Source organism: Actibacterium sp. EMB200-NS6, from assembly GCF_001305615.1.
Taxonomy (GTDB): Bacteria; Pseudomonadota; Alphaproteobacteria; order Rhodobacterales; family Rhodobacteraceae; genus Actibacterium_A; species Actibacterium_A naphthalenivorans.
Window position 1 is genome coordinate 673,155 of sequence record NZ_CP010869.1, and the last position, 17,506, is coordinate 690,660.

General features: G+C 65.6%; 25 protein-coding genes. 14 read left to right on the forward strand and 11 right to left on the reverse strand.

Annotated elements, in window-relative coordinates:
* Nucleotides 1-11: 11 nt before the first annotated feature.
* Nucleotides 12-1,277 (reverse strand): glycosyltransferase family 87 protein, encoded by a 1,266-nt coding sequence (locus tag TQ29_RS03365; RefSeq protein WP_157445503.1) that lies wholly within the window; start codon nucleotides 1,275-1,277, stop codon nucleotides 12-14.
* A gap of 175 nt (nucleotides 1,278-1,452) precedes the next feature.
* Here TQ29_RS03365 and TQ29_RS03370 point away from each other — a divergent pair, with 175 nt between their 5' ends.
* On the forward strand, nucleotides 1,453-2,124 hold the full coding sequence (locus tag TQ29_RS03370; protein WP_157445504.1) for a CPBP family intramembrane glutamic endopeptidase: 672 nt from the start codon (nucleotides 1,453-1,455) through the stop codon (nucleotides 2,122-2,124).
* Between the two features lie 3 nt (nucleotides 2,125-2,127).
* Here TQ29_RS03370 and TQ29_RS03375 read toward each other — a convergent pair whose 3' ends face one another.
* Nucleotides 2,128-3,357, reverse strand: a complete 1,230-nt coding sequence (locus TQ29_RS03375; RefSeq protein ID WP_054538014.1) for a cyclopropane-fatty-acyl-phospholipid synthase family protein — start codon at nucleotides 3,355-3,357, stop codon at nucleotides 2,128-2,130.
* A 304-nt stretch (nucleotides 3,358-3,661) separates the two neighbouring features.
* On the opposite strand from TQ29_RS03375, the gene aspS reads away from it, so the two are divergent.
* From aspS to TQ29_RS03395, 4 genes are all read left to right on the forward strand, one after another.
* Nucleotides 3,662-5,437: an aspartate--tRNA ligase gene (aspS, locus tag TQ29_RS03380; RefSeq protein WP_054538015.1), complete on the forward strand. Its 1,776-nt coding sequence runs from the start codon at nucleotides 3,662-3,664 to the stop codon at nucleotides 5,435-5,437.
* A 98-nt stretch (nucleotides 5,438-5,535) separates the two neighbouring features.
* Nucleotides 5,536-6,915, forward strand: a complete 1,380-nt coding sequence (locus tag TQ29_RS03385) for a DUF1800 family protein (RefSeq protein ID WP_054538016.1) — start codon at nucleotides 5,536-5,538, stop codon at nucleotides 6,913-6,915.
* Nucleotides 6,916-6,917: 2 nt separating this feature from the next.
* Nucleotides 6,918-8,159, forward strand: coding sequence for a DUF1501 domain-containing protein (locus TQ29_RS03390; protein ID WP_054538017.1), 1,242 nt, complete (start codon nucleotides 6,918-6,920; stop codon nucleotides 8,157-8,159).
* Between the two features lie 77 nt (nucleotides 8,160-8,236).
* Nucleotides 8,237-8,962, forward strand: a complete 726-nt coding sequence (locus TQ29_RS03395) for a GNAT family N-acetyltransferase (RefSeq protein ID WP_054538018.1) — start codon at nucleotides 8,237-8,239, stop codon at nucleotides 8,960-8,962.
* A gap of 9 nt (nucleotides 8,963-8,971) precedes the next feature.
* Here TQ29_RS03395 and TQ29_RS03400 read toward each other — a convergent pair whose 3' ends face one another.
* Complete coding sequence (locus tag TQ29_RS03400; RefSeq protein ID WP_054538019.1) at nucleotides 8,972-9,691, reverse strand: response regulator; 720 nt, start codon at nucleotides 9,689-9,691, stop codon at nucleotides 8,972-8,974.
* A gap of 143 nt (nucleotides 9,692-9,834) precedes the next feature.
* Here TQ29_RS03400 and mce point away from each other — a divergent pair, with 143 nt between their 5' ends.
* Nucleotides 9,835-10,239 (forward strand): methylmalonyl-CoA epimerase, encoded by a 405-nt coding sequence (gene mce, locus TQ29_RS03405; protein ID WP_054538020.1) that lies wholly within the window; start codon nucleotides 9,835-9,837, stop codon nucleotides 10,237-10,239.
* The gene (locus TQ29_RS03410) at nucleotides 10,239-10,532 is read left to right on the forward strand and encodes a DUF1467 family protein (protein WP_054538021.1); all 294 of its coding nucleotides are present in this window, start codon (nucleotides 10,239-10,241) and stop codon (nucleotides 10,530-10,532) included. The genes mce and TQ29_RS03410 overlap by 1 nt, the downstream gene beginning before the upstream one ends.
* Here TQ29_RS03410 and TQ29_RS03415 read toward each other — a convergent pair.
* Both TQ29_RS03415 and TQ29_RS03420 read right to left on the reverse strand, forming a co-directional pair.
* Nucleotides 10,447-11,187, reverse strand: coding sequence for an EI24 domain-containing protein (locus tag TQ29_RS03415; protein WP_054538022.1), 741 nt, complete (start codon nucleotides 11,185-11,187; stop codon nucleotides 10,447-10,449). The two genes, TQ29_RS03410 and TQ29_RS03415, sit on opposite strands and share 86 nt — an antisense overlap.
* A complete protein-coding gene (locus TQ29_RS03420) occupies nucleotides 11,184-11,762 on the reverse strand; it encodes a nitroreductase (protein WP_054538023.1) in 579 nt (192 codons plus the stop codon). The genes TQ29_RS03415 and TQ29_RS03420 overlap by 4 nt, the downstream gene beginning before the upstream one ends.
* A gap of 171 nt (nucleotides 11,763-11,933) precedes the next feature.
* On the opposite strand from TQ29_RS03420, the gene TQ29_RS03425 reads away from it, so the two are divergent.
* A complete protein-coding gene (locus TQ29_RS03425; protein WP_054540304.1) occupies nucleotides 11,934-12,194 on the forward strand; it encodes a DUF167 domain-containing protein in 261 nt (86 codons plus the stop codon).
* Between the two features lie 3 nt (nucleotides 12,195-12,197).
* Here TQ29_RS03425 and TQ29_RS03430 read toward each other — a convergent pair whose 3' ends face one another.
* Nucleotides 12,198-12,437, reverse strand: coding sequence for a hypothetical protein (locus TQ29_RS03430; RefSeq protein ID WP_054538024.1), 240 nt, complete (start codon nucleotides 12,435-12,437; stop codon nucleotides 12,198-12,200).
* Between the two features lie 163 nt (nucleotides 12,438-12,600).
* Between TQ29_RS03430 and TQ29_RS03435 the strand changes: the two genes are divergently transcribed.
* The 4 genes from TQ29_RS03435 to TQ29_RS03450 all read left to right on the forward strand — a co-directional run bounded on the left by TQ29_RS03435 (nucleotide 12,601) and on the right by TQ29_RS03450 (nucleotide 14,424).
* Entirely contained in the window at nucleotides 12,601-13,290 is a 690-nt protein-coding gene (locus tag TQ29_RS03435; protein WP_054538025.1) for a M48 family metalloprotease, read from the forward strand.
* A gap of 81 nt (nucleotides 13,291-13,371) precedes the next feature.
* Nucleotides 13,372-13,629, forward strand: coding sequence for a DUF6455 family protein (locus tag TQ29_RS03440; RefSeq protein WP_054538026.1), 258 nt, complete (start codon nucleotides 13,372-13,374; stop codon nucleotides 13,627-13,629).
* A gap of 3 nt (nucleotides 13,630-13,632) precedes the next feature.
* A complete protein-coding gene (locus tag TQ29_RS03445) occupies nucleotides 13,633-13,887 on the forward strand; it encodes a DUF6455 family protein (protein WP_054538027.1) in 255 nt (84 codons plus the stop codon).
* Between the two features lie 102 nt (nucleotides 13,888-13,989).
* A complete protein-coding gene (locus TQ29_RS03450) occupies nucleotides 13,990-14,424 on the forward strand; it encodes a DsrE family protein (RefSeq protein ID WP_054538028.1) in 435 nt (144 codons plus the stop codon).
* Nucleotides 14,425-14,454: 30 nt separating this feature from the next.
* Here TQ29_RS03450 and TQ29_RS03455 read toward each other — a convergent pair whose 3' ends face one another.
* Nucleotides 14,455-14,592 (reverse strand): entericidin A/B family lipoprotein, encoded by a 138-nt coding sequence (locus TQ29_RS03455; protein WP_037205149.1) that lies wholly within the window; start codon nucleotides 14,590-14,592, stop codon nucleotides 14,455-14,457.
* A gap of 60 nt (nucleotides 14,593-14,652) precedes the next feature.
* The gene (locus TQ29_RS20195) at nucleotides 14,653-14,790 is read right to left on the reverse strand and encodes an entericidin A/B family lipoprotein (RefSeq protein WP_081940086.1); all 138 of its coding nucleotides are present in this window, start codon (nucleotides 14,788-14,790) and stop codon (nucleotides 14,653-14,655) included.
* A gap of 138 nt (nucleotides 14,791-14,928) precedes the next feature.
* Between TQ29_RS20195 and TQ29_RS03460 the strand changes: the two genes are divergently transcribed.
* Nucleotides 14,929-15,489 carry an alkylphosphonate utilization protein gene (locus tag TQ29_RS03460; RefSeq protein WP_054538029.1) on the forward strand — a complete coding sequence of 187 codons (561 nt, stop codon included), beginning with the start codon at nucleotides 14,929-14,931 and terminating at the stop codon, nucleotides 15,487-15,489.
* Here the strand turns inward: TQ29_RS03460 and TQ29_RS03465 are convergent.
* Complete coding sequence (locus TQ29_RS03465; RefSeq protein WP_054538030.1) at nucleotides 15,486-15,857, reverse strand: hypothetical protein; 372 nt, start codon at nucleotides 15,855-15,857, stop codon at nucleotides 15,486-15,488. The two genes, TQ29_RS03460 and TQ29_RS03465, sit on opposite strands and share 4 nt — an antisense overlap.
* 177 nt (nucleotides 15,858-16,034) lie before the next feature.
* On the opposite strand from TQ29_RS03465, the gene TQ29_RS03470 reads away from it, so the two are divergent.
* Complete coding sequence (locus TQ29_RS03470) at nucleotides 16,035-16,526, forward strand: cytochrome b (RefSeq protein ID WP_054538031.1); 492 nt, start codon at nucleotides 16,035-16,037, stop codon at nucleotides 16,524-16,526.
* Nucleotides 16,527-16,537: 11 nt separating this feature from the next.
* Here TQ29_RS03470 and TQ29_RS03475 read toward each other — a convergent pair whose 3' ends face one another.
* Nucleotides 16,538-16,813: a hypothetical protein gene (locus TQ29_RS03475; RefSeq protein ID WP_052071250.1), complete on the reverse strand. Its 276-nt coding sequence runs from the start codon at nucleotides 16,811-16,813 to the stop codon at nucleotides 16,538-16,540.
* 74 nt (nucleotides 16,814-16,887) lie between these two features.
* On the reverse strand, nucleotides 16,888-17,466 hold the full coding sequence (locus TQ29_RS03480) for a DUF4334 domain-containing protein (RefSeq protein WP_054538032.1): 579 nt from the start codon (nucleotides 17,464-17,466) through the stop codon (nucleotides 16,888-16,890).
* Between the last annotated feature and the right edge of the window lie 40 nt (nucleotides 17,467-17,506).

The window sequence follows — 17,506 nt, forward strand, 5'->3', positions numbered from 1 at the left end:
CCCCAAGCGTGTCAGGCGGGCACCGTGGCACAGGGCGCCGGCGCGCGGCGGGTCGGGATCAGCAATCCTGCGAAGAGCAGCAGCATCATGCCGGTGTTCAGCGCCATGAACGGGATGTCGCCCGGAAAGCTGGCGTGGATGAAGTCGGCGCCTGCCTTGCTGCTAACGACCTCGACCAACAGGACAAGCGGAATCGCCCGTCGCGCGGGCAGCAGACCGAACAGGCCGGGCAGTAGCAGAAGCTGCAGCAGGAAGTAATGCGCCCAGGAAACCGGGCCGAACAGGTTCAGCAGCAACGACAGGGCGAACAGCCGCGTGGGCAGGCGCGTGGCATCGGGCAGCCTGGCGGTGGCACGGATCAGAAGGGCGATGCCGCCCAGCAGCAACAGTTTCGAAATCACGCCGACCGCAGGCGGTACCGCCGGGATGCGGATGTTATGCGGGGCTGGACCGAGCGGCGGCAGCAGCCCGGTCAGCGCCCCCGCGCCATGGATCAGGGCCGGAACCGAAAAATTGACCGGAGTGATGAACAGGCCCGCGCCGATGCGGCCGAGGCTGTGCAGGAACTCCAGATGCAGCGCGGGGCCTGCCACGGCAAGGCCGGCCAGCCCGATCAGGGCGCAGGCGCCGGCGAAGCCGGCCAGCGCGCGCCAGCGGCGGTCGAGCACGAAGATCAGAACCAGCCCGGCCGGGGCAAGCTTCAGCATCGCGGCCAGCCCCAGCACCGCCCCGGCCAGCACGAACGCGCCGGCGCGGTAGCGTTCGAAGGCCAGCAGGATCAGGAAGATCACCGTGATCTGCGGCTGCATCAGGATCAACGCGAACCATGCGATTACCGAAGACTTCAGCAAGATCACCGTCACCACCGACCATTGCCAGAACGGCAGCGCTGCGGGTCGCAGGATGCGCCAGGCCAGCACCGATGACAGCGCGATCAGTGGCACCTGCACCGTGGTTACGAGATTGAAGAACGCGTAGGGCCCGAGCATTTCGGCCAGCGGCGCCAGCAGCACCGCCCAGAGCGGCGGGTAGACATAGGGAAACGCGTCCTGTTCCGCCACGCCAAGCGCTATGAGCATATCGGTCCAGGCGGCGGGGGAGCCGCCGAAAAAGCCTTCGGGCGCGGCATAGATCAGCTCGGCCTGCCCTTCGGCATAGAGCCGCGCGGCCATGTAAACCGCCGACAGATCCGGCATCCAGATGTTCCAGTGGCCCATGACGGTCAGAACGGCCCAGCCGGCCAGAAGCATCACCCCGGCCAGGGTCGCGATATTCACCTGTCTGCTCTGCGTGCCCACGGCTGCCCCTGTTTCAACGAGGTTTCCGGCGGGATAGGCGGTGATCCGGGCGATTTTTGGGCGCGGGGCGGGTTTTGTTGCCGGCTTCGGGTGTGCGGGCTGGAAATTCAGGCGCGTCGACCGGATATCTGTGAAAACGGCAAAGAGGCGAATGATGGAACGAGCGGATCTGCCCGCCGGGCGCGATGCCAGCAGAATGCAGCTTTGGGCGGAGTTTCTGGCGCTCTATATCGTGGCGCCGGTGGCCGTGGCGATCGTGCTGCCTGCGCAGGCAATGTTTCCGGTGCTGTTTGCCGTCACCGCCTGCGGCATCGCGCTTTTGCACCTGACGGAGGGGTTCGCCTGGCATGATCTCAGCCGGAACCGGCGCGCGATCGACTGGCCCGCCGTCGCGGCGTTTTCCGGGCTCACGCTGGCGGTTTCGCTTGCCGTGATGCTGGCCACCCGCCCAGAGGCGCTGCTGTTCCTGCCGCGCCATCAGCCGCTGCTGACGCTGATGATCCTGCTGCTTTATCCGGTCCTGTCGGCACTGCCGCAGGAGCTTGTGTTCCGGCCGCTGTTCTTCCGCCGCTACGGTGCGCTTCTGCCGGGGCCGAAGCGGGCCATCGTGCTGAACGCGGCGCTGTTTTCACTGGCGCATCTGATGTACTGGAGCTGGATCGTCGCGGCGATGACCTTCGCCGGTGGGCTGGTCTTCGCCTGGGCCTATGAGGCGCGGCGCAGCTTTGCCATGGCGGTGCTGATGCATTCCATCGCCGGGGCGATCCTGTTCACGCTCGGGCTGGGCATCTATTTCTATTCGGGCAATGTGGTGCGCCCGTTCTAGGCATCACTCGGCGGCCTGCTGCGCCCTTCCGGCTTCTGCGCGGTAGAGATAATCGCGGGTCAGCGGCACGGCATCCTGTTTGCGGGCAAGCTGAAACTGGAACACAACCTGATGATGCAGACGGAAGCTCAACTCGCTGCCGACAAGATAGTAGCGCCACATCCGGCAGAACCGTTCGTCATACAGCGCCCGTGCCTCGTCGATACGGGCCACGAAGCGGTTGTACCAGTGGCGCAGCGTTTCGGCGTAGTGCAAGCGCCACACCTCGACATCGGTGGTGAAAAGCGTCTCTTTCTCGATCGCGGCCATGGCCTCCGACATCGCCGGGACATAGCCGCCGGGGAAGATGTATTTTTGAATCCACGGGCTGGTCGTGCCGGGCGGATCGGCCCGCCCGATGGTGTGGATCAGCGCCACGCCGTCATCTGCCAGCTTGTCATGCACATGGCGGAAATATTCGCGGTAATGCGGCACGCCGACATGTTCGAACATGCCGACTGACACGATGCGGTCGAACCGGTCGTTCACATCGCGGTAATCGGTCAGGCGAAACTCCACCTGATCCTGAAGACCGGCCGCGCGGGCGCGTTCGCACGCCAGTTTGTGCTGTTCCTGGCTCAGCGTCACGCCCAGCACCTGCGCGCCGTAGTCGCGTGCCAGCGTCAGCGCCATCCCGCCCCAGCCGCAGCCGATATCCAGCACCCGCATCCCCGGCTGCAGCAGCAGCTTGCCCGCGATATGCGCCTTCTTCTGCGTCTGCGCCTGTTCCAGCGTGTCCCGGGGCGTCTGGAAATAGGCGCAGGAATATTGCTTGTCTTCGTCGAGGAACAGATCGTACAGCGCGCCGGACAGGTCGTAGTGATGCGCCACATTGGCCTGGGCTTTGCCGACGGGGTTGTATTGCTGCAACCGGCGCATGAACTGGCGCAGCAGCAGGTTGAGCTGGATGGCCCAATGGGTGCCGCCGTCGCCGCGGTTGCGCAGGATCACGCCCAGAAAGCCGTAGAGGTCATCACCCTCGATGGTCAGCGTGCCGTTCATATAGGCCTCGCCCACCGCCATGTCGGGGGTCATGATGATCCGGCGGGGCAGGGTGGCGTCGTGCAGATGCACTTCGACCGCTTCGGCGCCCGCGTCGCCATAGGTTTTTACCGTTCCGTCCGGAAAATGCGCCGTCAGCCTGCCCTTGCGGATCAGGTGGGTCAGCAGTTCATCCAGTAATCGATTCCACATAAGCTCCCCCATCGGGCCGCCAGATGGCCCTCTGAATTTGCGTCTCGCGATTTCTTGGCGCCGGGCCTTCGCCCGTTCGACCTCTGCGCTCTTCGAAACTTTACGAAAAATTAATGTACTGTCCAGTTTTGTAATGCAAAAAATGGCTGGCGGTTCCCGCGAGCCTGTGCGCCGGGGGCGGGCGGACGAAGGCGGGCGGCCCGGTTTCCCTTGTAAACAAGCGCGCGGCGGGCCGCCCTCCCTTGACTTTGCCGTGCAGGACGGGTGTATCGGCGCGACACTGAATTTACCCCGAGGGACGACCATGCACGCCTTCCGCAGCCATACCTGCGCCGAACTGAACAAATCCCACGTGGGTCAGAGCGTCCGCCTGTCGGGCTGGGTCAACCGGGTGCGTGACCATGGCGGCATCCTGTTCATCGACCTGCGCGACCATTACGGGGTGACGCAGATTCTGGCCGATCCCGACAGCCCGGTGTTTGCCGGGGTGGAAAAGCTGCGCTCGGAATGGTGCATCCGCATCGACGGCGAGGTGAAGGCCCGCGACGAGAGTCTGATCAACCCGAAGATCCCGACCGGCGAGATCGAGATCTTCATTCGTGACCTCGAGGTGCTGGGCGCGGCCGACGAACTGCCGCTGATGGTGTTCGGCGATCAGGAATACCCCGAGGAAACCCGCCTGCGCTATCGCTATCTCGACCTGCGGCGCGAGGCGATGCAAAGCAACATGAAGCTGCGCAGCGACGTGGTGGCCAGCATCCGCCAGCGGATGTGGAACAGCGGCTTCCGCGAATTCCAGACGCCGATCATCACCGCGTCCAGCCCCGAAGGCGCGCGCGATTTTCTGGTGCCCTCGCGCCTGCATCCGGGCAAGTTCTATGCCCTGCCGCAGGCGCCGCAGCAGTTCAAGCAGCTGATCATGGTGTCTGGCTTCGACAAGTATTTCCAGATCGCGCCGTGCTTCCGTGACGAAGACCCGCGCGCCGACCGAAGCCCGACCGATTTCTATCAGCTCGACATGGAGATGTCCTTCGTCACCCAGCAGGATGTGTTCGACACGATCCAGCCGGTGGTCGAAGGCGTGTTCGAAGAGTTCGGCGGTGGCCATACGGTGGACAAGCACTGGCCACAGATTTCCTATGCCGATGCCGCCAAATGGTATGGCACCGACAAGCCCGACCTGCGCAACCCGATCAAGATGCAGGACGTGTCCGAGCATTTCCGGGGTTCGGGCTTCGCGATCTTCGCCAAGCTGCTGGAGCAGGAAGGCACCGAGATTCGCGCCATCCCCGCGCCGAATGGCGGCTCGCGCAAGTTCTGCGACCGGATGAACGCCTACGCCCAGAAGGAAGGTCTGCCCGGCATGGGCTATATCTTCTGGCGCGAGGGCGAGAACGGGATCGAGGCCGCCGGCCCGCTGGCCAAGAACATCGGCCCCGAACGCACAGAGGCGATCCGCCTGCAACTGAAGCTGGGCAAGGGCGACGCCGCCTTCTTCCTTGGTGGCAAGCCGCAGGCGTTCGAGGCGGTGGCTGGCCGCGCGCGTGTTGAAATCGGCAATGCGCTGGGCCTGACCGATAACAAACGCTTCGCCTTTTGCTGGATCGTCGATTTCCCGATGTACGAGAAGGACGACGAAACCGGCACCATCGACTTTTCGCACAACCCGTTCTCCATGCCGCAGGGCGGGATGGAGGCGCTGCAGGGCGATCCGCTGAAGGTGCTGGGTTATCAATACGATCTGGCCTGCAACGGGTATGAACTGATTTCCGGCGCGATCCGCAACCACAAGCCCGAGATCATGTTCAAGGCGTTCGAACTGGCCGGCTATCCGCCCGAAGAGGTTACCAAGCGCTTCGGCGGCATGGTCAATGCGTTCAGGTTCGGCGCGCCGCCGCACGGCGGCTGTGCCGCGGGCATCGACCGGATCGTGATGCTGCTGGCCGATGAGGCGAATATCCGCGAGGTCATCATGTTCCCGATGAACCAGCGCGCCGAAGACCTGATGATGGGCGCGCCGTCCGAGCCGCAGAACGAGCAGTTGCGCGAACTTTCGCTGCGGGTGATCCCGCAGGAGTGATTTCCCGCCGATCCCCGGAATGTGACCAAACCGGTTGATGAAAGACCGGTTTGGCTCTGCTATGCTGCGCCTGCACGATCTCGCGCAGGAGCGGTGCCTTGACCTTTGATCCAAAACTTGCCGAAATCAGGTTCGGCACCGGGCTGAGCCCGGTGCGCGCCGCCCCCGCCAGCACGGACGGCATGTTGCGGCGGCTGCAGGGCCCCGATGCGATGGCCGCCCGCCATCCGATTCCGCGGTTCGAAACGCTGATCCCCGCGCTGACCGAATTTTTCGAGCAGTCGCGCCTGCTGCGCCAGAAACGCGGCAGCGAAGAGGCGAAAGCGGCGCAAAAGAGGATTCGTGCCCTGCGCAAGGCGGGCCGCGAAAACCAGCAGCTTTATCTGAACGCCACACTCCGCCGCGCCGCGGGCACCGAAGACGGGCTGCGCGAGCGGCTGACCCGTTTCTGGGCCGATCATTTCACCGTCAAGGGCAAGCAGGGCATCCTGATCTTTTCCGCCGCGACCTATGTCGAAGAGGCAATCCGCCCGCACCTGACAGGCTCTTTCGCCGCGTTGCTGAAATCGGCGGTGACCCATCCGATGATGCTGGCCTATCTGGATCAGGTGAATTCCGCCGGGCCGACCTCGGCCAAGGTCAAGAAGCAGGGCGGCGGGCTGAACGAAAACCTTGCGCGCGAGGTGATGGAACTGCACACGCTGGGGGTGGGGGCGGATTATTCGCAGGCCGACGTGCGCCAGTTGGCCGAGCTGTTCACCGGCCTGTCTTACGATCCGCGCAAGGGGTTCCTGTTTCGCCCCTTTTTCGCCGAACCGGGGGCCGAATCCGTGCTGGGCCAAGAGTATGGCGGCGGCCAGCCGGCGCTGGCGGATGTGCATGCGGTGCTCGACGATCTGGCCCGTCACCCGGCCACGGCCCGGCACATCGCAACCAAGCTGGCCACGCATTTCGTGGCCGATACCCCGGAGCCGGCGCTGGTCGATCACATCGCGGCGGCCTTCCACGACAGCGGCGGCGACCTGATGGCGACCTATGGCGCGCTGCTGGATCACCCCGCCGCCTGGGATCCCCGTCTGGGCAAGGCGCGGCAGCCGTTCGATTTCGTCGCCGCCACGCTGCGGGCGCTGGATGTGCCGGGCAAGCAGATAGAGGCGCTGGGGCCAAAGGACACCGGGCTTTACCTGGCGCTGCCGATGCAGGTGATGGGGCAAAGCTGGGAGGCGCCGGTGGGCCCCGACGGCTGGCCCGAGGCGGAGGCGGACTGGATCACGCCGCAGGGCATGGCGGGCCGCATCCAGTGGGCGATGATGGTGCCCGGCCTGCTGCGCCCCGAACTGCCCGACCCGCGCGCCTTCGTCGATACGGCGCTGGGCGGTACCGCGTCCGACACGCTGCGCTTCGCGGCATCGGCAGCGGAAACCCGCGCCGTCGGGATTGGTCTTGTGCTGATCTCGCCCGAATTTCAACGGAGGTGACGATGAACCGGTCTGCCCTTACCCGCCGCGCCTTGCTGATGCGCTCGCTCGCGCTGGGGTGTTCGGCCGCGGCTTCGCCCCTGTTGACGCCGGTCACGCTGGCCGCCGCGCCCTGGGATCATCGCCTTGTCGTGATCATCCTGCGCGGCGCGATGGACGGGCTGGATGTGGTCCAGCCCTATGGTGACCCTGATTTCGCCGCCAGCCGCCCCAAGCTGAAATTCGGAGAGGCGGCGGGCGCCGCCGATCTGGACGGGTTCTTTTCGCTGCACCCCGCGCTGTCGTCGTTGGCGGGGCTGTGGCAGAAGGGCGAGCTGGGCTTTGCCCATGCGGTTTCGACCCCGTACCGCGACAAGCGCAGCCATTTCGACGGGCAGGATCTGCTCGAGGCGGGCACCGGCTTCGATCTGGGCGCGGCGCATGTGCGCGACGGCTGGCTGAACCGGATGTTGCAGGCGGTGCCGGGGGTGAGCGCCGAAACCGCCTTTGCCATCGGCCGCGACGAGTTGCTGGTGCTGGGCGGCCCCGCGCCGGTGTCGAGCTGGTCGCCCGATGCGCGGCTGTCGCTTTCGCCCCAGGCGCAGAAGCTGGTGGAAATGGTCGCCCAGAACGATCCGCTGTTCCGTGATGCGGTGGGCGAGGCGATCCATATCGCCGAAAGCCTGGAGACGGGCGCGAATATGCAGGCCATGGCCGAGCCCGGCGATGCGGAGGCGATGCGCGAGCAGATGATGGAGGCGACGCGCGGCAAGACCCATCTGAAAGTGGCCGATTTCGCGGTGTCGCGCCTGTTGGGTGAAACCCGCATCGCGGCGTTTTCGATCAACGGCTGGGACACGCATAACAATCAGGCCAACACGCTGAAGCCGCCGCTGACCCAGCTTGCCGAAACCATTCTGGCGCTGAAACAGGGGTTGGGCCCGGTCTGGAGCCAGACCACGGTGCTGGCGATGACGGAGTTCGGACGGACGGCGCGGGAAAACGGCACCGGCGGCACCGATCACGGCACCGGTGGCGCGATGGTCATGGCCGGTGGCGCGGTGCGCGGCGGCAAGGTCTGGGCCGACTGGCCCGGCCTGTCGGAGGCGGAGCTGTATCAGGGGCGCGACCTGCGGCCCACGACCGATGTGCGCGCCTATGCGGCCTCGGCGATGCGCGGGCTGTTCGGGCTGGACCGGTCGGTGCTGGAGACGGCGGTGTTTCCGGGGCTGGATATGGGCGGGATCGGCCAGATCATTCTTTAGGCGCCGGTTTTCGGGGTTTCCCTGCGGGTTTCTTTGCGGCTAGATCGCCGGAAGCCGACCAGGGGGAGCGCCGCGACATGACCCAGACCCGTCTTCCAGGCGTGCCCGTGCCCGGCTGGGCGGCGCCGCGCCGCCCCGATGCGCCGGTTCTGGAGGGGCGCCATGCCCGGCTGGAGCGGCTGGACGCCGCGCGCCACGCCGCCGATCTGTTCGCGGCCTATGACGGGCATGACGCGCTTTGGGATTACATGCTGGGCGGCCCGTTCCCTTCGGCGGCGGCGTTTCATCGCTGGGCGGCCGAGGCGGCGGCAACGGACGATCCATATTTCTACGCGATCCGCGATCTTCAGACCGGCCGCTATGCCGGGCAGGCCAGTTTCATGCGCATCGCGCCGGAAGCGGGGTCGATCGAGGTGGGCTCGATCACCTTTTCGCCCGCGCTGCAACAGACCCGCGCCGCGACCGAAGCGATGTATCTGATGATGCAATGGGCCTTCGAGACGGGCTATCGCCGGTACGAATGGAAATGCAATGCGCTGAACCTGCCCTCGCGGCGGGCGGCGCAGCGGCTGGGTTTCAGCTACGAAGGCGTCTTTCGGCAGGCGGCCGTGATCAAGGGGTGCAACCGCGATACCGCCTGGTTCGCCGCGATCGACAGTGAATGGCCCGCGCTGAAAGAGGCGTTCGGGGCCTGGCTTTCGCCCGCCAATTTCGATGCCGCCGGGCGGCAGCGTGCGCGGCTGGCCGATCTGACCGAGCCGGTGCGCGTGGCATCCGATCCGGCGTTGGCGGGCGGCGGCTGACACCACCGTTCAGATCGGTGCGGCGGTGCTGATCCGGGCCTGCAGCAGCCCGCTGACCCGAGCCAGCGCCGCCTCGGCGGCCATGCCTTGCGCGCGCCGGTCGGCCAGACCCGCCGCCGCCTGTTCCAGCGGCGCATCGCGGGCCGAACGGGCGACGCCGGCCAGAAACTGGGCAAGGTAGTCCAGTGTCCGGGCATCCGCGCCTTCGGTCAGCAGGTCGGCGGCATGGATCATGTCGTCGCGAAAGGCGAACGTGTCGGGATGTATCTCTTCGTCGGGCAGGGCGCGGAGGGCCCGCCCGCCGGCGGCCTCGGGCAGAGGTGCCAGAATCGCCTGTTGAAACGCGGCAAGGCTGGTGATGGGTTTGGCCAGAAACCCGTCGGCCCCTGCGGCGCGGGCCCGCGCCTGCGCCCCGTCATCGCCACTGGTGGCCAGGATCACACCGACCCGCGGCGTGGCCTGCGCCAGTTCCGCGATCAGCCCGTCGCCAGCGCCATCGGGCAGGCCAAGATCCACGATCACCGCTGTCGGGCGATAGACCTGCAGGTGCCGCCGGGCCGAGCGCAGGCAATCGGCCCGCCTGATCCGCGCGCCCGAGCGCAGGCACAAAAGCCGCATCGCCTCTGACGCGAAGCGGCTGTCTTCGACCACCAGAACAGTCATGCCCACCAGGGGCCGGCCGGGCAGGTCGGGGGAAAATGTCGTCAGGGTTCCAAGGTCATCTGTCATGTCACGCTCTCCTGCATCGGGGCAAGTAGAGCGCGGTGGTGCTTAATCTTCGGTAAACGTCCCGCGGCATTCCGCGCAGCCCCTTGCGGTATGGGCGCGGTGGCCGCATAACCTGCGCCAAACCGAGGTAAAGGAGTGTGCCCATGATTGGCCGGCTGAACCATGTCGCCATCGCCGTACCGGACCTGCAGGCCGCATCGGCGCAATATTCGAACACGCTGGGCGCAAAGGTCGGCGCGCCGCAGGATGAGCCGGATCATGGCGTGACGGTGGTTTTCATCGAACTGCCCAACACCAAGATAGAGCTTTTGTATCCGCTGGGCGAAGACAGCCCGATCAAGGGGTTTCTGGAAAAGAACCCCTCGGGCGGCATCCATCACATCTGTTACGAGGTGGATGACATTCTGGCCGCGCGTGACAGGCTGAAGGCGTCTGGCGCCCGCGTGCTGGGCACGGGAGAGCCGAAGATCGGCGCCCATGGCAAGCCGGTGCTGTTTCTGCACCCCAAGGATTTCAATGGCTGCCTGATCGAGCTGGAGCAGGTCTGATGTCTATCACCGCCGCCCTGGTTCTGTTCGCGGTGATCTGGTTCATGGTGCTGTTCATCATCCTGCCGATCCGCCTGCGAACCCAGGGCGACGAGGGCGATGTGGTGCCGGGCACCCATGCCGGGGCGCCCGCGAATTTCAAGGCGGGGCGCACGGCAAGGCTTGTGACGGTGATCACCGTGGTGCTGTGGGCGGTGATCGCGGGGATCATCCTGTCGGGGGTGATTTCCATCCGCGATCTGGATCCGCTGAACCGGATGACCTTGCCCGCAGCCGGTGGAACTGATGGGTGAAGGTGGCCGCGCCCAGAACCGGCACCAGCAGGTTTACGATCGGCACCGATAGCGGAATAGCCATCAGCGTTCCGGCCAGCCAGATCCGCAGCCAGTATTGGTTGCGCAGCGCCGTGGCGCCCTTGCGGCCCAGCCGCCGCATCGCCACCATCTGAAAATACTCGCGCCCCAGCAGCAGGCCGTTGACCGCCCAGAACAGCACCGGTGTGAACGGGCCGACGAAGAAATACAGCGCCAGCGCCACAAGGTTCACGGCGATCAGCACGCCGAAGAAGTTGACGCTGTCGCGGAAGATTTCATACCAACCGATGCGCGGTACCGGGGGCAGGTTCGGGTAATGCCTGTCTTCCACCGCCTGGGCCACGTCATCCAGAAACAGCCCGGTGAAGGCCGAGGCGACGGGCACCATCAGGAAGGTGGACAGGAAGATCATAAGCCCCACGGTGGCGAAAGACAAAAGCTCGCCCAGCCAGTGAACCTCGCCGATCAGGGGCAGCACCATGCCTTCGGGCACCAGCCAGCCGATCAGGGCGATGAACACCAGCGTCACGCCCATCAACAGGGCCACGGTCAGGCCCAGCCCCAGAAACAGCACGCGGCGGAAACGCGGATCGGAAAGCTGCGCCAGCGCTTTCAGGAAATCCGAAAGGATCATGCGCCGACCCAGGTGGTCAGCGCGTTGACATCCGGGCGCGGACGCTCGGGCGGCGGTGCGGTTTCGGTGCCCATATGGACGAACCCGGCCACGCTTTCGCCCGGGGCCAGCCCCAGCCCCTGTTCGGTGATGACCGGATCGTAGGCCGGCCAGCCGCTCAGCCAGTTCGCGCCCCAGCCCGAGGCCAGTGCCGCATTGACAAGCGCCAGGCAGACCGCGCCGGCGGAATAGACCTGTTCGATCTGCGGCACCTTGTCCGACTGTTTCGGCGAGGAGATCACCGCCACCGCCAGCCCGGCGTCGGCAAAGGCCTGACGTGCCTTTTCCACCTGTTCGGGCGCCATCCCCAGCGCGGCGCCGCGATCAGCCACCAGCGCCGCCAGCCGCTGCATCGCGGGCCGTTCCAGCACGATGAAGCGCCAGGGTTCAAGCTTGCCATGATCGGGGGTGCGCGCGGCGGCGGTCAGGATCGGCATCAGCGCGTTGCGGTCAGGCACCGGCGCCGTCAGCGTTTTCGCGGGGCGCGAGCGGCGGGTGAGGAGAAACTCCATCACCGCGGGATTCGGATTGGGCATGTGGACTCCGGTATTGGTTGCAACAGATTTCGGCGCTGCGGGCGTGTAATTCAACCCGAAAACAGGAAGCTCCGGGCTTTGGCACGCATGCGGCCACGGCGCCTGTGGCCAACGCGGGCGCAACCGGCCATGCTGCGCTGCGGAACAAACCATCCGGAAAGGCAGCGCCGCGTGACCATCCCCGATTTGCGCCACCTTGGCGCCCCCGGCACCGAGATCACGCTGCGCGTGACGCCCAAGGCTTCGCGCAATATGCTGAAGCTCGAGGAGGGAGGCGCGTTGCGGGCCTATGTCACCACGGTGCCGGAGGGCGGCAAGGCCAACGCGGCGGTGGTGAAGCTGTTGTCAAAGGCGCTGGGCGTGCCGAAATCGCGGCTGGCGCTGCTGCGCGGGCACAGCGCGCGCGACAAGCTGTTCCGGGTGCTGGAGTAAGCGTCAGCCCTGCGCGGGCGACAGTTTATAGACACCTTCGGGCAGGTCCAGCGCGGCGGCCAGTTCGTTCAGCTGCACCATCGACAGGGTGACCTTCATGACCGCATCGCTGCGCGGATCGTATTGCTCGATGGTCACGCATTCCTCGAACGCCTGAATGGTCACGTCTTCCTGCAGATGGCCGGGGCCTTCGTCCACAAGGGTCACGACAGTCGCGTCGAATTCATGTTCGATGGTAAACATGCCCGCAGGCTAGCGCGTGGGCCGGGCGAAGGGAATAGCGCAATTGCTTTGCCGTTGCGCCGGGGCGCTGGGCCGGGCAGAAGTCTGCCCGTGGCTTTGGGCGGTGGTTGGCCTTCGGGCGCGGACCGCCTATCTTGCCATACGGATCTTTCGGAGACACCCCATGCGCCTTTTCCTGCCGCTGATCTTTCTGGCCCTGTCGGCCTGCGTCACCACCACCACGCCCAGCACGCCAACCGCGCCGCCGGTTGCCAGATTGGCCCCCGACGTCGCCGCCCGCAATTTCATAAGCGTGGTGGAGCGGGTCGAGCCGGTGGCCGAATCGGAATGTCGCGCACGCACCGCGGGCACGAATTGCGATTTCCAGATCGTCGTCGACCGGCGCGGGGATCAGCCCGCCAACGCCTATCAGAGCCTTGACGCGCGGGGCCGGCCGGTGATCACCTTCACGCTGGCGCTGATCGCCGATGCGCAGAACCCCGATGAGCTTGCCTTCATCATGGGCCATGAGGCCGGCCATCACATCGAGGGGCATATCCCCAAACAGCAGCAGACCTCGCTTGTCGGGGCGTTGCTTCTGGGCGCCGGTGCCACGCTTTCGGGCGCCGATCAGGCCGGCGTGGACAGCGCCCAGCGGCTTGGCGCGACGCTGGGCAGCCGGGTGTTTTCCAAGGACATGGAGCTGGACGCCGACGGGCTCGGCACCGTGATCGCGCACAAGGCGGGCTACGACCCGGTGCTGGGCGCGCGCTATTTCACCCGCATCCCCGATCCCGGCGACCGTTTCCTGGGCTCTCACCCGCCCAACAGCCAGCGTCAGCAGAAGGTGGCGCAGGTCGCGGCCACGCTCTAGCGGAATTTGACACGCATCAAGGCGCGGCGGCGCCTTGTCTGCTCTTCTGAAATCGGTGGCGGATTTCGGAGAGGAGAAGTTATGTTTGGTTTCAAGAAGCTTGACGAGCACGCGGAATTGGTGACGCGCATGGCCGATACGCTTGGCGTGGATCTGGCCGAAGAAGCGCAGCGCGGCCACATGCGGCCCGAGCAGATGCGCAACACGGTGCTGCGCTGCGTCGGTTGCCTGCAGGCCGGGGCGTGCCGGGATTTCCTGGCCGAGCATGTGGACGGGGCGGATGCCGCGCCGGCCTATTGCCGGAACAAGGATCTTCTGGATTCGTTGCGCGTGGGGTGAGCCATGGAAGACCGTGGCAGACTCTCGCGGCATTTCTGGCTGACACAGGGCATGGCGCGGACCATCGGGGTGAACCTGAACGCCGCGCTGAAATCCGGCAGGTTGACGCGGGATACCTATGGCGAAACGATCGCCCATTGCTGTGCCTGCGGGCGGGCGCAGCGCTGCATGGGCTGGATGGGGCGGCAAAGCGCCGGGGCGGACCGGCTGCCGCGTTTTTGCGAGATCGCGCCCGTGCTGGAGCAGCTGAAGAGCTAGAACACAGGTTCGCTGCGACACTCCGACGTATTCATAATATTATATATATCTTTACCTTCCCTCATGGAACGCGTGGCAATTTCCCCCATGGAAGGACATCCCATGATGAAGACCGTAAAGGCCGCTTTCGCGGCGCTCGCCCTTTTGGCGACACCGGCCCTGGCCGAAGAGGCCGACAAGTTGGTCACTGTTGTCACCTCGCCCGATGCCCAGACCCAGCTCATGAGCATGGTGCTGACCATGCAGGCGGTGCAGACGGGGCGTGACGTGCAGATTCTGTTGTGCGGCCCAGGCGGCGACATCGCCCTGAAAGCGGCGCCCGAAAGCGCCACCGCGGGCCAGCCGCCCAAGGGAATGAGCCCGCAGGGCCTGTTGCAGGCGGCGATCAAAAACGGCGCGAAAGCAAATGTCTGCGCGATCTATCTGCCCGGGAAGGGGGCCTCGCCCGACGTGCTGATTGAGGGTGTGGGCGTTGCGGCGCCGCCGGCAATGGCCGGGGCCATGCTGGGCGAAGACACGGTCGTCTGGTCCTTCTGACGGCACCGCCCCAGGCGTGGCGCGGGCCGATTACATCTCGGCCTGCGTCTGTTGTGCCTCCGAAGAAATCGCTTCGCCGGCGTTTTCGATATCCTGTCCGGCGCCGTCGATGGTTTCACAGGCGGTCAGGGTCACAAGGGCGGCGATGGTCAGAAGGATGCGGGTCATTTCAGTCTCCGTTGTTGAGTGTCGCCGGCCCAACGCGCCGCGCCGCGAATGGTTCCCGCGCTACATGCCCGCCTGTGCCTCACGCGCTTCGCTGGAGATGGTTTTCCCTGCGGTTTCAAGGTCTTTGCCAACCCCTTCGACCGTCGCGCAGGCGGTCAGGGCGGCAAGGGCAGCGAATGTCAGAATGATGCGGGCCATCGGTCTCTCCTGTTTCATCATGCGCCGAGTGATAGCGCGGCGCGCGGCCCGCCGCCACTGTTCCGGCAGGTGCAATAAGCGGTCGCCAGCGTGGGCCAAACCGGCTATCCCGGCGGCACACAACAGACCGGAACCAGCATGACCATTCAGGATACCTTGATCGCCCGCAGCGGCGGCGTCTGTGAGCTGTGCGGCGGCACCGACGGGCTGGAGGATTGCGCCGTCGGCCCCGACGCTGACGGCAGCGCCGACATGGCCGCCTGGCTGTGCCAGACCTGCCGCGAACAGATCGCGGGAACGCCGGAGCCGGACCACTGGCGCTGCCTGGGCGCCTCGATGTGGTCAGAGCACGCGCCGGTGCAGGTGTTGGCCTGGCGGATGCTCGACCGGCTGAAAGACCACGCCTGGGCGCGCGACCTTTCCGATATGCTCTATCTTGAGGATGACACCCGCACCTGGGCCGAGGCCGGGGCGGCGGTGGCCGCCGTGGCGCATCGCGACAGCAACGGAACCGTGCTGGCCGCCGGCGATACCGTGACGCTGATCAAGGATCTGCCGGTCAAGGGCGCGGGCTTTACCGCCAAGCGCGGCACGGCCGTGCGCGGCATCGCACTGGTGCCCGATAACGCCGGGCAGATCGAAGGCCGCGTCGAAGGCCAGCGGATTGTCATTCTGACCGAGTTCGTGAAAAAGCGCTAACCGCCCCTGACCTGCTGCCAGGCGCCGGGATCGACCTGTTTCAGCCGCGCCAGCGCCGCTTCGGCCTGGGCACGGATGGTGCCGCGGCATTCGGCCTTTTCGGCCTCGACCCGGGCGATCAGATCGGTGATGGCGGGCAGGGGGGTGCCGGTCGCCTCTGACAGCACCTCGAGCGCCTCGAGGATCTTGCCGAGCTGCTTGCCGTAGCTGGCGACGTTCATGTGAATGCGCTCTTCCATCTCTGCGTCGCCGGCGATGTCCGGGGAAAAGACGCGCGGTTCGATGTTCTGGATCACATCGCCGGAAAACGGGGCGCAGAAATGGCTGCTCCAGTCGGGGTAGGGGGGAAATGTGGGGTAGGGGAACATGATATACCTCGATCGGGAAATGAATGCCCCAGCGTCACCCGCTGCCAGCGCGGCTGTCAATGCCCTGTGCCGCGCTGCGGCATATTTCCCGCCTGGCGAGTTTTCGTGACGGAACCCCGCCGCCGCGGCGTACAATAGGGGTGAACCGCGCCACGTCATCTGGAAGAGGAACCCCGCATGCCCAGCCCCACCGGCTATTCCCGCCTTCAAATCCGCCTGCATTGGATCATCGCCGCGCTGATCATTCTGCAATATCTGCTGCACGAGTCGATCGTCGCCGCATGGGAGCTGCTGGAAGAGGGCGGAACCGTCGACTTCAGCCCGCTGATCGCCAGCCACGTGTTCGGCGGATTGCTGGTGCTTGTACTGGCGCTGTGGCGGCTTGTCGTGCGGATGCAGCGGGGCGCGCCGGTGCCGCCGGAAGAGGAACATCCGGCGCTGAAGATGGCTGCCGCTGTCATCCATTGGAGCTTTTATGCGCTCATGATCGTGATGCCGATCACGGGCGCGCTTGCGTGGTTCGGCCGTGTCGATGCCGCCGCCGGCGTTCACAGCGCGCTGCGCATCCTGCTGCTGGCGCTGTTCCTGATCCATGTGGTCGCCGCGCTCTATCATCAGTTCGTTCTGAAAACGAACGTCATGATGCGGATGAAACAACCCGAAGCCTGACGGGATCGCAGCTATTGCGCGCCGCGGATCGCCTCGGGGTGGTCCGCGATAAAGTGTTGCAGCACCGTGAACAGCTCTCGCGCGTGCGTCAGGTTGCCCGCGTGAAGCGCCGCGCGCGCATCATCACAGATCATCCGGTTCACGGTTTGCGGGCCCTTGGGCAGATGCATCAGATATTCCGCAAGCATCGTGGCGTCGAATTCCGGCACGTGCTCATGTTCCGCGATCGCCGCGATCTCTTCGCGCGTCAGGGTGCACATGTCTTCGATGTCATTCAGGTTGATCACGCTGTGTTTCCTCCCAGGCCTTGATGCCTGGGTGGCAGCCTATCACCAGCCGGCCAGATCCCGATTGATGCGGATCAATCGCGCGCGGCCTGATCCACACCCGTTTCCCTGCGCAGCACGAAGAAGAACGGCGCCTGCGCCCCGCGCATATCCATCAGGCAGAGCAGCGTGTCGTCGTCGATCTTGCGGAAGATATCGTTGATCGGCAGCGCGTCATAGAGCATCGTCGCGCTTGTCACGCCGCGATATTCGGTCATCCGCAGCCGCGCCGCAGGTTTTCGGGTGCGCAGAAAGCTGCGCAGCGTCGGAAACAGGCACGCGGCGAGCCGGCTGTTGAAAAGGCCGGGATGGCTGGCGATCAGCCCCATTGGCACCCTGGCGGGGTTCACTGAATAAAGCTGCGTGCCGCCGCCTGAAAATACCAGCGGATGCACATCTTCCGGGCTGTCAAATCGTTTGCCATGCCAGTTGGCGCGTTCCAGCAGCCCGTCCAGCGGATGGCCGGTCGGCAGGCCCGATCCGCGCCACGATCCGATCATCGTGCCGAGCGCCACCGGCTGCAGGCTGTCGAAAAACGCCATCGCGGCTTCGGCCGTCGTTCCGGCCTCCAGCGCGGTCAGCGTTTCGACCTTGCCGGCTTCAACAGCGTTCATCTCTTGCGTTCCTGTTCTGCCGGCGGCTGTCGATCCTTGC

Excerpts from the sequence above, each read along its gene's own strand:
- TQ29_RS03370 (WP_157445504.1), top strand. The coding sequence starts at position 1,453 with ATGGAACGAGCGGATCTGCCCGCCGGGCGCGATGCCAGCAGAATGCAG.
- TQ29_RS03375 (WP_054538014.1), bottom strand. The coding sequence starts at position 3,357 with ATGTGGAATCGATTACTGGATGAACTGCTGACCCACCTGATCCGCAAG.
- aspS (WP_054538015.1), top strand. The coding sequence starts at position 3,662 with ATGCACGCCTTCCGCAGCCATACCTGCGCCGAACTGAACAAATCCCAC.
- TQ29_RS03390 (WP_054538017.1), top strand. The coding sequence starts at position 6,918 with ATGAACCGGTCTGCCCTTACCCGCCGCGCCTTGCTGATGCGCTCGCTC.
- TQ29_RS03395 (WP_054538018.1), top strand. The coding sequence starts at position 8,237 with ATGACCCAGACCCGTCTTCCAGGCGTGCCCGTGCCCGGCTGGGCGGCG.
- TQ29_RS03400 (WP_054538019.1), bottom strand. The coding sequence starts at position 9,691 with ATGACAGATGACCTTGGAACCCTGACGACATTTTCCCCCGACCTGCCC.
- mce (WP_054538020.1), top strand. The coding sequence starts at position 9,835 with ATGATTGGCCGGCTGAACCATGTCGCCATCGCCGTACCGGACCTGCAG.
- TQ29_RS03410 (WP_054538021.1), top strand. The coding sequence starts at position 10,239 with ATGTCTATCACCGCCGCCCTGGTTCTGTTCGCGGTGATCTGGTTCATG.
- TQ29_RS03415 (WP_054538022.1), bottom strand. The coding sequence starts at position 11,187 with ATGATCCTTTCGGATTTCCTGAAAGCGCTGGCGCAGCTTTCCGATCCG.
- TQ29_RS03420 (WP_054538023.1), bottom strand. The coding sequence starts at position 11,762 with ATGCCCAATCCGAATCCCGCGGTGATGGAGTTTCTCCTCACCCGCCGC.
- TQ29_RS03430 (WP_054538024.1), bottom strand. The coding sequence starts at position 12,437 with ATGTTTACCATCGAACATGAATTCGACGCGACTGTCGTGACCCTTGTG.
- TQ29_RS03435 (WP_054538025.1), top strand. The coding sequence starts at position 12,601 with ATGCGCCTTTTCCTGCCGCTGATCTTTCTGGCCCTGTCGGCCTGCGTC.
- TQ29_RS03440 (WP_054538026.1), top strand. The coding sequence starts at position 13,372 with ATGTTTGGTTTCAAGAAGCTTGACGAGCACGCGGAATTGGTGACGCGC.
- TQ29_RS03445 (WP_054538027.1), top strand. The coding sequence starts at position 13,633 with ATGGAAGACCGTGGCAGACTCTCGCGGCATTTCTGGCTGACACAGGGC.
- TQ29_RS03450 (WP_054538028.1), top strand. The coding sequence starts at position 13,990 with ATGATGAAGACCGTAAAGGCCGCTTTCGCGGCGCTCGCCCTTTTGGCG.
- TQ29_RS03455 (WP_037205149.1), bottom strand. The coding sequence starts at position 14,592 with ATGACCCGCATCCTTCTGACCATCGCCGCCCTTGTGACCCTGACCGCC.
- TQ29_RS20195 (WP_081940086.1), bottom strand. The coding sequence starts at position 14,790 with ATGGCCCGCATCATTCTGACATTCGCTGCCCTTGCCGCCCTGACCGCC.
- TQ29_RS03460 (WP_054538029.1), top strand. The coding sequence starts at position 14,929 with ATGACCATTCAGGATACCTTGATCGCCCGCAGCGGCGGCGTCTGTGAG.
- TQ29_RS03465 (WP_054538030.1), bottom strand. The coding sequence starts at position 15,857 with ATGTTCCCCTACCCCACATTTCCCCCCTACCCCGACTGGAGCAGCCAT.
- TQ29_RS03470 (WP_054538031.1), top strand. The coding sequence starts at position 16,035 with ATGCCCAGCCCCACCGGCTATTCCCGCCTTCAAATCCGCCTGCATTGG.
- TQ29_RS03480 (WP_054538032.1), bottom strand. The coding sequence starts at position 17,466 with ATGAACGCTGTTGAAGCCGGCAAGGTCGAAACGCTGACCGCGCTGGAG.